The 13,118-nt window shown below is 56.0% G+C and carries 12 protein-coding genes and 1 other RNA gene; 11 read left to right on the forward strand and 2 right to left on the reverse strand.

The features are described from left to right. The 5 genes from purL to CAGGBEG34_RS05040 all read left to right on the forward strand — a co-directional run. A partial coding sequence (gene purL / locus CAGGBEG34_RS05020) for a phosphoribosylformylglycinamidine synthase (protein ID WP_006682735.1) occupies positions 1–2,635 on the forward strand: 2,635 nt, incomplete at its 5' end. Positions 2,636–2,645: 10 nt separating this feature from the next. Continuing rightward, positions 2,646–3,176, forward strand: a complete 531-nt coding sequence (locus tag CAGGBEG34_RS05025; RefSeq protein WP_006682736.1) for a septation protein A — start codon at positions 2,646–2,648, stop codon at positions 3,174–3,176. After that, complete coding sequence (locus tag CAGGBEG34_RS05030) at positions 3,146–3,457, forward strand: BolA family protein (protein ID WP_006682737.1); 312 nt, start codon at positions 3,146–3,148, stop codon at positions 3,455–3,457. Before CAGGBEG34_RS05025 ends, CAGGBEG34_RS05030 begins: the two co-directional genes overlap by 31 nt. A 57-nt stretch (positions 3,458–3,514) precedes the next feature. After that, positions 3,515–4,369 carry a hypothetical protein gene (locus CAGGBEG34_RS11010; RefSeq protein WP_006682738.1) on the forward strand — a complete coding sequence of 285 codons (855 nt, stop codon included), beginning with the start codon at positions 3,515–3,517 and terminating at the stop codon, positions 4,367–4,369. A 26-nt stretch (positions 4,370–4,395) separates the two neighbouring features. Next, positions 4,396–5,232 carry a type III pantothenate kinase gene (locus CAGGBEG34_RS05040; protein ID WP_042688165.1) on the forward strand — a complete coding sequence of 279 codons (837 nt, stop codon included), beginning with the start codon at positions 4,396–4,398 and terminating at the stop codon, positions 5,230–5,232. Here CAGGBEG34_RS05040 and CAGGBEG34_RS05045 read toward each other — a convergent pair. Beyond that, complete coding sequence (locus CAGGBEG34_RS05045; protein ID WP_006682740.1) at positions 5,229–5,723, reverse strand: adenylyltransferase/cytidyltransferase family protein; 495 nt, start codon at positions 5,721–5,723, stop codon at positions 5,229–5,231. The genes CAGGBEG34_RS05040 and CAGGBEG34_RS05045 overlap by 4 nt on opposite strands. A gap of 206 nt (positions 5,724–5,929) precedes the next feature. Here CAGGBEG34_RS05045 and argS point away from each other — a divergent pair, with 206 nt between their 5' ends. From argS to CAGGBEG34_RS05065, 4 genes are all read left to right on the forward strand, one after another. Next, positions 5,930–7,675: an arginine--tRNA ligase gene (gene argS, locus CAGGBEG34_RS05050; RefSeq protein ID WP_006682741.1), complete on the forward strand. Its 1,746-nt coding sequence runs from the start codon at positions 5,930–5,932 to the stop codon at positions 7,673–7,675. A 76-nt stretch (positions 7,676–7,751) separates the two neighbouring features. Beyond that, complete coding sequence (locus tag CAGGBEG34_RS05055; RefSeq protein WP_238984981.1) at positions 7,752–8,423, forward strand: SPOR domain-containing protein; 672 nt, start codon at positions 7,752–7,754, stop codon at positions 8,421–8,423. 2 nt (positions 8,424–8,425) lie between these two features. Beyond that, entirely contained in the window at positions 8,426–9,061 is a 636-nt protein-coding gene (locus CAGGBEG34_RS05060) for a thiol:disulfide interchange protein DsbA/DsbL (RefSeq protein WP_006682743.1), read from the forward strand. 141 nt (positions 9,062–9,202) lie between these two features. Then, the gene (locus CAGGBEG34_RS05065) at positions 9,203–10,807 is read left to right on the forward strand and encodes an ABC transporter substrate-binding protein (RefSeq protein ID WP_006682744.1); all 1,605 of its coding nucleotides are present in this window, start codon (positions 9,203–9,205) and stop codon (positions 10,805–10,807) included. Positions 10,808–10,975: 168 nt separating this feature from the next. Here CAGGBEG34_RS05065 and waaF read toward each other — a convergent pair whose 3' ends face one another. Further along, positions 10,976–11,992, reverse strand: a complete 1,017-nt coding sequence (waaF, locus tag CAGGBEG34_RS05070; protein ID WP_042688166.1) for a lipopolysaccharide heptosyltransferase II — start codon at positions 11,990–11,992, stop codon at positions 10,976–10,978. A gap of 86 nt (positions 11,993–12,078) precedes the next feature. Here waaF and CAGGBEG34_RS05075 point away from each other — a divergent pair, with 86 nt between their 5' ends. Both CAGGBEG34_RS05075 and ffs read left to right on the forward strand, forming a co-directional pair. Continuing rightward, positions 12,079–12,918 (forward strand): leucine-rich repeat domain-containing protein, encoded by an 840-nt coding sequence (locus CAGGBEG34_RS05075; protein WP_006682746.1) that lies wholly within the window; start codon positions 12,079–12,081, stop codon positions 12,916–12,918. A gap of 85 nt (positions 12,919–13,003) precedes the next feature. After that, positions 13,004–13,102: signal recognition particle sRNA small type (gene ffs / locus CAGGBEG34_RS10105), an RNA gene on the forward strand. The last annotated feature ends 16 nt before the right edge of the window (positions 13,103–13,118 follow it).

The raw sequence follows: 13,118 nt of genomic DNA on the forward strand, positions 1-13,118 counted from the left end.
CATGCGGATCGGTCTGGGCGGCGGCGCGGCCAGTTCAATGGCGGCGGGCGCAAACTGCGCCGCACTCGATTTTGATTCTGTCCAGCGCGCCAATCCCGAAATGCAGCGCCGCGCGCAGGAAGTGATTCATGCGTGCATCCAGATGGGTGAGCAGAATCCCATTCTGAGCATTCACGATGTCGGCGCGGGCGGTTTATCGAATGCCTTACCTGAGCTTGTGCACGGCGCGGGCAAAGGCGCGCGCATTGAATTCAGCCGCATTCCGCGCGCGGACCGGAAGATGTCGCCGCGGGAAGTCTGGAGCAATGAAGCGCAGGAGCGTTATGTGCTGGCGGTTGCGCCTGATGCGCGCGCGCTCTTCGAGGCGATGTGCGCGCGCGAACGCTGCCCGTATGCGGTGGTCGGCGTGGTGACCGACGAGCGGCAATTGCAGCTTGTCTGGACTGAAAACGGTGTCCAGACGCCCGCAGATATGCCAATGGATGTGTTATTCAACCATGCGCCGCGGCTGCATCGCACGGCTGAGCGCGCCAAAACAGCGTGCGCGGCAATAGATTTGACCGGCTTCAGTCTGGACGAACTGGCGTTTGACGTGCTCAGACATCCAAGCGTTGGCAGCAAAGCCTTTCTGGTGACGATTGGCGACCGCACGGTGGGCGGCTTGTCGGTGCGCGACCCGATGGTCGGGCCGTGGCAGACGCCGGTCGCGGACTGCGCGATCACCGCGATGGATTACGCGGGCTATCGCGGACATGCAATGACGATGGCTGAACGCGCGCCGGTCGCGGTTATCGATGCGCCGGCTTCAGCGCGCATCGCGATTGGCGAAGCGATTACCAATCTGGCGGGCGCGCCGATTGCGGCGCTGACGGAGATCAAACTGTCGGCGAACTGGATGGCGGCGTGCGGCAGTCCAGGGCAGGACGCCGCGCTCTACGATGCGGTGCGCGCGGTGGGTCTTGAGCTGTGTCCGGCGCTGGGCTTGAGTATTCCGGTCGGCAAAGATTCATTGTCGATGCGCGCCCAGTGGCGTGATGGGAAACGCGAGCGGGAAGTGATTGCGCCGGTCTCTCTGGTTGTTTCCGCATTTGCGCCGGTGACCGATGTCCGTCTCCATTTAACGCCCCAGCTCAGGCGTCCGGACGGATGCGGCGCGTCGGCGCTGATTGCGATTGATCTGGGACGCGGGCGAAACCGGCTCGGCGGCAGCATTGTGGCGCAGGTGACACAGCAGGCCGGTTCGGTTGCGCCCGATCTCGATCATCCAGAGGACTTGCAACGCTTTTTCACCGCGATTCAGCAACTGGCGGCGCAGCGCAGATTACTCGCGTACCACGACCGTTCGGACGGCGGCTTATGGGCAACGATCTGCGAGATGGCCTTTGCCGGCCACGTCGGCGTCTCGCTCAATGTTGATTTATTGACGCTGGAACACGGGCATGAGTCCGATTACGGCGACGCCAAAAACTGGGCGCGGCAAGTTGTGGGCCGGCGTGAGGAGCGGACGCTGCGCGGCCTGTTCGCTGAAGAACTGGGCGCGGTGGTGCAGGTGCGCGCCGCGGATCGCGAGGCCGTGTTTGCGGCGCTGCGCGCGCAGGGCCTGGCCGATTGCAGTTATGTCATCGGTCAGTTGAATGGGCGCGATACGATAGAAATCTGGCGCGATGCAAAAAAAATCTTCAGCGCGCCGCGCATCGATCTGCAACGCGCCTGGAGCGAGGCCAGCTGGCGCATTGCGCGTTTGCGCGGCCATCCAGCGTGCGCGGACGAGGAATACGGGGCGCTGCTCGATGCGCGCGATCCGGGATTGACGGTGCATTTGAGCTTCAATCCAGAAGAGGATATCGCCGCGCCCTTCGTTGCGTCTGGCGCGCGCCCGCGCATCGCGATTTTGCGCGAGCAGGGCGTGAATTCACATCTTGAGGCGGCATATGCCTTTGATTGCGCGGGATTCGCCGCATACGACGTGACGATGAGCGATTTGCTCGCGGGCCGCGCGTCTTTGGCGGATTTCAGCGGATTCGTCGCTAGCGGCGGTTTTTCATACGGCGATGTGCTGGGCGCCGGACGGGGCTGGGCCAAAACGATTCAGTTCAACGCGCAGTTAGCCGAAATGTTCAGCGCCTTTTTTGGGCGCGGCGATACATTTGCGTTGGGCATCTGCAACGGCTGCCAGATGATGAGCGCGCTGCAGGGCATGATTCCGGGCGCGCAGGCATGGCCGGAATTCAGCCGCAATCTCTCTGAACAGTTTGAGGCGCGGCTGGCGCTGGTCGAGGTCACAGAATCTCCCTCGCTGTTTTTTGACGGTATGGCCGGCTCGCGGCTGCCAGTCGCCGTTGCGCATGGGGAAGGGCGGGCGGATTTCTCGCGGCAGGGAAATAGGGAAACGGTGCATGTTGTGCTGCGCTATATCGACCCTTATGGCGCGCCGACGGAACGCTATCCGTTCAATCCAAATGGATCGCCCGCCGGCATGACGGCGGTGACCACGCCGGACGGCCGTTTTACGATTTTGATGCCGCATCCTGAGCGCGTTTTCCGCACTGTACAGATGAGTTGGCATCCACCAGAGTGGGGCGCGGAGAGTCCGTGGCTGAGGATGTTTTGCAATGCGCGCCGCTGGCTGGGTTAGAATAAAAAACATGAAATTCCTGTTCGACCTCTTCCCGCTGCTGCTCTTTTTCCTGGCGTTCAAACTGTGGGGCATTTTTGCCGCAACGGCAGTGACAATCGCGGCAACGCTGGCGCAGATTGTATGGATGGCAGTCCGGCGCCGGCGCGTCGAGCCCATGTTATGGGTCAATCTGGGGATTGTCGCGGTGTTCGGCAGCGCGACCCTATTGCTGCATAATGAAATATTTATCAAGTGGAAGCCGACCGCGCTGTATGGATTGTTCGCGGCGGCGCTGGCGGTTGCACAGTTTGGATTCGGAAAAAATCTGATTCAGGCGGCGCTCGATAAACAGATCGCGTTGCCCTCCCGCATCTGGAGCCGGCTCAATATGGCCTGGATGGCGTTCTTCGCCGCGCTGGGATTGCTCAATCTGGTGGTGGCGTATCATTTTTCGACCGCGGCATGGGCCCACTTTAAACTGTTCGGCGCCACCGCGTGCCTGGTGATTTTTATCATTGCGCAGAGTCTATGGTTGATCAAATATCTGCCGAGAAAATAGACCGCGATGCGCTGCGTGCACGTATTGAAGCGCGCCTGAGAAGCCGCTTTGCTCCGCCGCATCTGGTCGTGGAAGATCAGAGCGCGGTGCATGCCGGGCATGCGGGCGCGCAGGCGGGCGGGCATTTGCGCGTGCTGATTATTTCTTCGGAATTCGAAGGACAAACGCATATTGCACGCCATCGGAAAATTTACGAAGCGCTCAAGCCATGGATGCAGAAGGGAATTCATGCGCTCTCGATCAGGGCCTTAACGCCTGAAGAATTCTCTGCAGCGTCCTAGGGCCTAGGCTGATTTCCGCATGCTGTATCCATTTATTTGAGATCAAGGAGTGTAAAAATGATGCCGCTTTCTAATATTCCACCTTATGATGAGATATATTTGGGCCAAGACACCGCTCCCATGGAGCGCGTTTTAGATAATCTGGAATTATTTCAGAATAATCCCTCGCGTATTCCAGAGAATATAAGCGAGGCATTTAAATCATGGACGATTGACGAAGTTCAATGGACGCATGATCAGGCTCAATGGGAGTCTGCTATTCAGTCAGCGGCTCAGCGAGTACGATTTTTCAATCTTGCACGGAATCCGCGGATCTTACAATCCATTCCTGATGTCCAAACTGGAAGCCGCTTAAGTACAGAAATACAGGCTTCTCCAATTGGAAGACCCAACTGTCAATCAGGCTTCATAGTGATGACTGAAGACGGGTGTAATTTTTACCCTGATTGTTCAAATCCAGAGCACCTGACGCTTCCCTTATTATTAGCAAGAATCGGGGACACTCTAAAAGAAGTCAAAGAAGGAATACTTGCGTGTGTACGGGTGGATGGCGCACCCCCATCCAGTTTCAACCTTACACAAGGAGATATTGATGGGACAAAGGAGATGACGATTGGCGATTTTGCGTCTCAGAAAATTCCCCTTGTTTCAGTCAAGCATCTGCCGGATATATTCCACTATTCAGAATTACGGCACCTCACGCATATTCGCCTTCATGGCTTACTCGATTTGAAAGACCTCCCTGAGTCGTTGCATCAGCGGAATTTACCCTTTCTTCAAGAGGTGGAAGTGCACAACTGTCCCTCCTTTGAAGAAAGGGATGCTGAGGGAAGGGAGATTTCTTTAGGCGATCATGTGGAACTCATTGTGCATTGTGATTCTGAACTCAGCCCTCTTCTTCCAGAAGAGTAAGTCTCTATATCAATAATGAGTGAGTGATCGCGCACTCTCAATTTATTGCTCCATTTCTGCTGATTGACGCGGGCAACACTTTCATCAAATGGGCGCTAAACGAGGCCGATAGCGCGTATTTCGCGCAGCAAGGCAGGTTTGCGCAGTGGCATGTGCGCCGTGCGACCTCAGTATCCGCAGAACCCGACTGGTCAGATGCGCCTGCGCCGGGCAGCGTCTGGATTTCCAATGTAGCAGGTGAATGCAGCGCGCAGCGGATTGAAACCCTGATTCGCGCACGCTGGCCGGGGGTTCCATACCATGCGGTTCGCGCACAAGCTTCTCAGTGTGGGGTGCATAATGGATATCGCGAGCCTCCGCAACTGGGCAGCGACCGATGGGCGAGCCTGATCGGCGCGCGCGCCGCCTGGCCGGACGAATCAGTGCTGATTGCCGCGCTGGGCACCGCAATGACGCTGGATCTGCTCGATGCAAACGGATATTTCGCGGGCGGATTGATTGCGCCGGGCGGGTATTTGATGATGGAGGCGCTGGGACGGCATACCGCATTGCTGCCGACGATCACGCCAGAAGACCAGGATGCGTGCGCAACGCATGCGGATGCAGATGCGCGCGCGCGCTTTGCAACGGATACGCAATCCGCATTGCGCGCCGGGTGCCGGCTTGCCCAGGCCGCGTTGATTGAGCGCGTTTGGCAAGCCGCCCGTCAGCGTTTGAATGCGCCGGTGCGTTGCGTGCTCAGCGGCGGCGGCGCGGCTAGGATGCGGCCCCTGCTGAGGATGGATACAACGTATTGCGAGCATTTGGTGTTGTTAGGTCTTGCGCGGATTGCGCAGGCTGACGGCGCGGCGGCGATGCTCTAGCTCCCTTGTGTGCGGATGCGGCGCAACAGCGCGCTCGTCGAGCGCTGGTATTCGAACGGGATCGACACCGCGCGGCCGCCCCAACGCCGCGCCAATGCGGCTTCAGGCAGTGCGTCCATATCATAATCTCCACCTTTGACCAGGACATCAGGACGCAGAGCCTCGATCAATGCCATTGGATTGGATTCGCTAAAGCGCACGACCCAATCGACGCTTTCAAGCGCGGCAACCAGCGCCATCCGGTCTGCTTCATCGTTGATCGGGCGTTGCTCGCCCGCCTCGCCCTTGTTCAGCGTGCGTACGGAAGCGTCGCTATTGATGCCGACAATCAGACATGTGCCGAGCGCGCGCGCAGCGTCTAAATAACTGATATGGCCGCGATGCAAAATGTCGAACACGCCGTTGGTGAAAATCACCGGCGCAGGCAGAGTTGCGCGCAATGTGGCAAGCGCATGACAATCAATGAGTTTGCGTTCAAAATGAGCGGCCATCGTCAATCAGCGGCGGACATCCGCTGTTAGAATCTAGCGCCAAGCGCATTTAGAGCATTTTTCAGCGAGATTGCACAAGGAACGAGCGCGAAGACAGTATGCACAATACGGCGAGCGCGAAGTGACACAGTGCAAGCCGCTGAAAAATGCTCTAGCGCATTTTTCAGTCTGTAATCTCTCCAATCAGGCAATTATATTGATACGGCATGTTGCCCGCACAAACACAAATCATCGAAGCCATTTTTACCGATGCGGTTCGGGAACTGGCGCATTCTGCTCCATCTTCCGACGCTACGGATATATCCATTACGCTGGAGCGGCCCAAGATCGCCGCGCACGGCGATCTTGCAAGTACGGTTGCCTTGCAGCAGGCGAAGGCATGGGGCGTTTCCGCCCGCCGGCTGGCGCAGCAACTGGCAGATGCGGTACAGGCGCATCCGCGCGCGTGCGGCCTGATTGAATCGGTTGAAGTCGCCGGGCCGGGCTTTATCAATGTGCGCATCTCCGCGCAGGCGAAGCAGACCGTGGTTGCGCAGATATTGGCGCAAAAGGCGCAATTCGGCTGGAAGCCGTCGACGCCAAAAGGCAGGCAGCGCGTGTTGATCGAGTTCGTATCTGCGAATCCTACCGGGCCGCTGCACGTGGGCCATGCGCGCCAGGCCGTATTGGGGGATGTGCTGGCGAATCTGCTGGCAACGCAAGGCTGGCAGGTGCAGCGGGAATATTATTACAACGATGCCGGCGTTCAGATTCAGAATCTGGCATTGTCTGTGGCCGCGCGCGCGCGCGGTCTTCAGCCGGGCGATGCCGGCTGGCCGGACGCTGCCTATCACGGCGAATACATCGCGGATATTGCGCGTGATTATTTAATGGACGAAGAGGGGAAAAGCGATGCAGGCGATGCGAATGCTCTAGAGCATATTCGGCTTTTTGCCGTTGCATACCTGCGTCGTGAACAGGATGCGGATTTGCAGGCGCTGGGCGTTCGGTTTGATCAGTATTACCTCGAATCCTCCCTGTATCGCACTGGACGCGTTGACGCAACGGTACAGGCGCTGTGCGCTGCGGGTAAAACCTATATGAGAGAGGGCGCGCTCTGGCTGAAGACGACGGAAGAAGGTGATGATAAAGATCGCGTGATGCGTAAATCAGACGGGTCATATACCTATTTTGTGCCGGATATCGCGTACCACCTCACCAAGTGGGAGCGCGGTTTTACGCGCGCGATCAATGTGCAGGGCGCAGATCATCACGGCACGGTGGCGCGCGTGCGCGGCGGTTTGCAACAGTTGGCGCGGGGCGCGCCAAAAGGATATCCTGAGTATGTGCTGCACAAAATGGTGACGGTGGTGCGTGATGGGCAGGAAGTGAAATTGTCAAAGCGCGCGGGCGCTTATGTCACGGTGCGCGATCTGATTGAATGGTCTGGCGCGCGCGCGCCGACTGAAGAGAATGCCTTATTAGATGAAGGCGAAGCCATTCGGCGCGGGCGCGATGCGGTGCGTTTTTTTCTGGCGTCGCGGCGCGCCGATACGGAGTTTGTATTCGACGTCGATCTTGCAGCGCAGCAAAATGATCAAAATCCCGTCTATTATGTGCAATATGCGCATGCGCGGATTTGCTCGGTACTGGCGCAGTGGGGCGGCGAGGAGGAACGGCTGATAAACGCGGACGTTACGGTATTGACCAGTGAAAGCGAGCGCGCGCTGCTGAGCTGTCTGGCGGATTATCCCGATCTGCTCAGGCGCGCCGCCGATGAGCTGGCGCCGCATATGCTGACTTTCTATCTGCGCGCGCTCGCGAGTTGTTTTCATAGCTTTTACAATGCCGAGCGCATCCTGGTCGATGAAGCGCTCAGGCGCACGGCGCGCATTGCATTGATTGCGGCCACGCGCCAAGTGCTTGCGAATGGCCTGGCTGTAGTGGGTGTGCGTGCGCCCGTGAAAATGTAGAAGTCATTTTCTAAAATATTTTCAACTGATTGCAACAATGGCCAAATCACACCGCCTCCAAAAGCAAAACGGGGGCATGTTTATCGGGCTTGTGCTGGGACTGATTGCCGGGCTTGCGATTGCAATTGCGGTGGCGCTGTATATCACCCGCGCGCCCAGCCCGATTGTGCAAAAAGATTCGGCGCCTGAGCGCCTGATGCCGTTTGTCCCCTCGCCGTCCGACCCAAACCGCTCGCTGCAGGGTCAGGCGCCGGCCGAGCCTGCGCCCGCCGCGCCGCTCGCCGCTCAGTTCAGCGGCGCGCAGCCTGAACAGACGCGAAATCAGACGCCGCATGTCTCCGAAGCGTCGCCAGATGACACCCAAATCATCGAAGTATCTCCCCCGCCAGTTGAACAACCTGCTAGCCGCGCACCAGAGAAAGAGGAACCTGTTTCAGCCAGGCCCGCGCCGTCTCCAAGTCGTCCTGCCGCGCATGAAGCGCCGCGCGCGGAGATCAACACAGGCTATTATTTGCAGGCCGGCGTGTATCGGGCGCCTGCCGATGCCGAGGCGCGGCGCGCTCAGCTTGCGCTGCAAGGTTTTGAAGCGGGAGTGAGCCGGCAGGGCAGGGGGAGATATATGACCTATCGGGTCCGGATGGGACCGTTTATGCAATTTGATGAAATGCGCAATATGCGTCAGCAATTGACTGAAGCGGGCATCCGCACCGTGGTCATCCGTTTCCGTAAAGCACGAAATATGGAGTAAAAATGAAGAAGCTGCTGTTAATGGGGTTGATATGGATGGGATGCGCCGCTCAGGCGGCGCCGGCGCCTGCCGCACCGCAGGCCGGCAAGGATTACAAGGTGCTGGAAAATCCGCAACCGGTCAATGCGCCGGCGGAAAAAATCGAAATTCTCGAATTTTTCATGTATGGTTGTCCGCATTGTGAGCATTTTGAGCCGGTGCTGACAGGATGGGTGAAAAAGCAAAGTCCGGACATCGTTCTCAAACATGTGCCGCTTGCTTTTAACAAAGCCTTGGCCGCGCATCAAAAGCTCTATCATGCGCTGGATGCGCTGGGTCTGGCGGATCAATTGACACCTTCGATCTTTAAAGCCATTCATACCGAGCGGAATTATTTGCTGACGCCTGAAGCGCAGGCCGCGTTTCTGGCAAAAAAAGGCGTCGACAAGAAAAAGTTTCTGGCCGCTTATCATTCATTTGAAACGGCGAACGCGGTACAGCGCGATAACAAATGGATGGCGGACTACAAAATCACGGCCACGCCGGCTCTGATTGTGCAGGGCAAATATGAAACTTCGCCCGCCATGACGAATAATCTTGAAGATGTGATTTCGGTGCTGGATTTTTTAATGCAACAGATTAGGGCGGAGAAGATGTAGGATTCCGAGCGCCGCCCGACCAGAGCATTTTTCAGTGAGATTGCACAAGGAGCGAGCGCGAAGACAGTATAAGTAATACGGCGAGCGCGAGGCGACGCCGTGCAAGCCGCTGAAAAATGCTCTGATTCTTGGGGGACTATCATGCAGATCAAACAAAGCCTCTTTTATAAAGCGCTGGTTTTATTTGGGATACCGCTTACGGTTTCCGCGCAGTCGTTGACCGTGTGTACGGAGGGCAGTCCGGACGGTTTCGATGTGGTTCAATACAATTCCTTGATTACGACCAACGCATCGGCTGATCTGATCTTTAACGGCCTGGTGGCGCTCGATGAATCGACGGGCGCGGTGATTCCCGCGCTCGCCAGACGTTGGGAAGTCAGCGACGACGGACTCAGTTATACTTTTTATTTGCGTCCTGGCGTGCAATTCCAGACGACACCCTATTTCAAACCAAGCCGGGCATTGAACGCGGATGATGTGGCGTTCAGCTTCAACCGGATGCTTAATCCAGATCATCCGTGGCATCGGGTACCCGCAGGCGGCGGATTTCCGCATGCGCAAGCGATGCAGTTGCCGCAACGGATCAAATCAATTGACAAGCTGGACGGGATGACCGTGCGCTTTTCGCTGAACGAACCGGCGGCGACTTTTCTGCCGATATTGACGATGGGTTTTGTGTCGATCTACTCAAAAGAATATGCGGATCAGTTATTCAAGGACAAACGCACGGCGGACATGAATACCAAACCCGTCGGCACAGGCCCGTTCATGCTGCGCGGTTATCAGAAGGATGCGCTGATCCGCTACGATGCGAATCCGCATTATTGGGACGGACGCCCGAAGGTGGAGCGGCTGCTTTATGCGATTACGCCGGATGCCGCGGTGCGGATGCAGAAGCTAAAGGCGGGCGAGTGCCAGATTGTCTTGTCGCCGCGCCCGCAGGATGTGTTTGCGGTCAAGCAAGGCAAAGTTTCAAAAGAGATCAAAGCGGTCGAGACGCCGGCTTTTATGACCGCTTTTGTCGCGCTCAATACGCAGCGCATACCGCTTGACAACCCGAAAGTCCGTCAGGCGCTTAATCTTGCATTCGATCGCGAGACTTATCTGAAGGCTGTGTTTTATGGTACGGCAAGCCCGGCCTATCATCCGTATCCGCCGTCAACATGGAGTTATGCGAAAGGGATTCGGCCCTGGCCGTATGACCCTGAACAGGCAGCGAAGCTGCTGATCGAGGCAGGTTATCCCAAAGGCTTTGAAACGGCGATCTGGACGCGGCCGAGCGGCAGCGCGCTGAATCCAAATCCGAAGGTTGGCGCTGAGTTATTGCAGTCAGACTTGGCAAAGATTGGCGTGCGCGCAAAAGTGAAGATCGTTGAATGGGGCGAGCTCATCCGCCGCGCAAAACAGGGCGAACATGCGCTGTTATTTATGGGATGGAGCGGAGACAATGGCGATCCAGACAATTTTATGACGCCGCAATTCAGTTGCGCGGCGGTAAGGGCCGGAGTGAACTTTGCGCGTTTCTGTGACCCAAAACTGGACCAATTGATTCAGGAAGCGCGGACAAGCTCAGATCGGGCGCAGCGCACGCAAGCCTATCTTGATGCGCAGCAGATCATTCATGAACAGGCGCTTTGGATACCGCTTGGACATCCCAATGCCGCCGCATTGATCCGCGGTACGGTGTCTGGTTATCGCGTCAGTCCATATGGCCGTCAGAACTTTGCAACGGTATTGATCCGCTGAAGGCGCAGCTTATTGCAAGCAAGGTCACGCATCGTTTTCCGAACTATAGCCAAGCGCATTTAATTTGAGACAAGGAAGCAGCCGCGAAGACAGTATACAAATACGGCGAGTGGCGATGACACCGTATCAGATTAAATGCGCTTGGCTATAACGCACTGAAAAAATGCGCTAGCGCAACATATCATGCAAAGATTCAAATACCTGTTCCGGCCTCAGTTCACGCAAACAATTCAAATGGCCCAGCGGGCACTCGCGCGCAAAACATGGGCTGCATTCAAGTTGCAGCCATTGCACGCGCGCGGTGTTTGAAAGCGGCGGCGTATGACGCGGATCGCTGGACCCGTAGAGCGCGAGCAGCGGCCGGCGCAGTGCGGCAGCAATATGCATCAGCCCTGAATCATTGCTAATCACAGCGCTGGCATAGGCAATCAATGCACAGGCTTCATCCAGCGAGGTATGTCCGCATAGATTGCGGACGCGCGGCGCTCGTTCAGCAATCGCCTGCGCAAGCGGCGCGTCCTTTGATGAGCCAAGCGCAACAATGCAGGTCGTTGGAAATGCCTGAGCAATGCGTTGTGCAAGCATTGCAAAATGTTCAGCCGGCCAGCGTTTTGCCGGTCCATATTCAGCGCCCGGGCAAAACACAATGAGCGGGGCTTGAGCTTCCAGCGAGAAACGCGCTAACACCTGAGTCTGTTCATCGAATGCGATTTCAAGGCGGGGAGCTGGCAGAGGATCCGGCAGCGGCGCGCCGGGCGCATATGCAAGTGCGGCGTAGCGCCGCACCATCGGCGGCCGTTCTTTTTTGCACGGATTTGGATGCCGACTATTCAATAGTCCGTGGCGATGCTCTCCGTGATAGCCAATACGTAATCCGATACCCGCAAACCACGGAATGACAGCGGATTTTGCTGAATTCGGCAATATATAGGCGGCGGCGTATTTCGCTGCGCGCAGCCTTTGCGCCGTTTGCCAACGGCGCCATAACTGCAGTTTGCGGCGCGCGAAATCGGTGAGATAGACGGTTTCGATTTCTGGCATCCGTTCAAGCACAGGCGCGACCCAGCGCGGCGCAATGGCATCGAGCCTCAAGCGGGGATACCGTGTTTTCAGCAGTGTAAAAAAGGGTTGCGCCATCAGCGCATCGCCGATCCAGTTGGGCGCGATGATCAGGGCGCGGTTGATTGTAGCCACTTCAGGGCTTTTACCTATACCTGCGTTGAGCAAAGCTTCATATCATGGACAGAACCGTACACACTGTGGAGATATCCATGATTCCAAATATCGTAGTAAAGGCGAATATCATACCAGGCGTTGCCGGCACTCTAGAAATGCAGGCAGCGATTGAATACTGGAAAACGCAACAAAGACAGGAAGGTGTTTCTGATCGAGACATTCGCATGGTAGAAGAGGCCATTCAGGATAGTTTGAATGGTGAAGATATGGATGATTTTGGAAGGCGATATTTTGTGCTCAATGCGTTTGCTCCAGAAAATTCTAGCGTACTTCAGATCGGCATTACCACATTGCCCGAAATATTCGGATTCGATGAATTTCAAGAAATTGAACATTTTGAAGTCCATTATGCCAAGAATCTAAAAAAATTACCGATCTCTATGAGTTTAATGACGAAGATCAGACATTTTGAAATCAATTATTGCGGACTCGAAGAGATTGAGGGCGACTTGATCAGGAATAATCCAGACATTGGTTTTTTTAGTGTGCCAGAAAATAATCTTTCTACCATTCCACCAGAAATAAGCGATTTAAGAAATATAGAAACCCTGGATTTATCTTATAATAAAATAAAGTTTCTCCCGGATGCGATAGGAAACCTGAGAAATACAGAGGCCTTAGACCCAGAGCTTAAATTGAATGATAATGAACTCTGTACTTTACCGGTCTCAATTGAGATGTTGACAGAATGGTCCATCGCTTATCGGAACAATCCTTTTGAAATGCAAAACCCATTTGGTTGCATCCCGAGACATCAAGATTCAGGCAAAGCGCTCATCATTCAACTGTCTCAGTATAAAAACTATTTCAGGAGCCCTGAAGATGCGCAATGGCTCGATCTAACGATGCGTTTGATGCAAATAACCGGCGCTTGATGGCATAGTAAAACTCAACCGGATGATGCCAGCACTTTATTACACATATTTCACTTTCCTCGATGCGCGATGCTAGAATATACGCGACGGGCCTCCTCGCATGGCGGCGCGGTTAACCGGGTCAGGTCGGGAACGAAGCAGCCACAGCCGTTTTCCGCTAGTGCCGAGGGTCCGGCTCGTCGCCCCTGTTTTCTCTTTCC

Source organism: Candidatus Glomeribacter gigasporarum BEG34 (assembly GCF_000227585.1).
Taxonomy (GTDB): Bacteria; Pseudomonadota; Gammaproteobacteria; order Burkholderiales; family Burkholderiaceae; genus Glomeribacter; species Glomeribacter gigasporarum_B.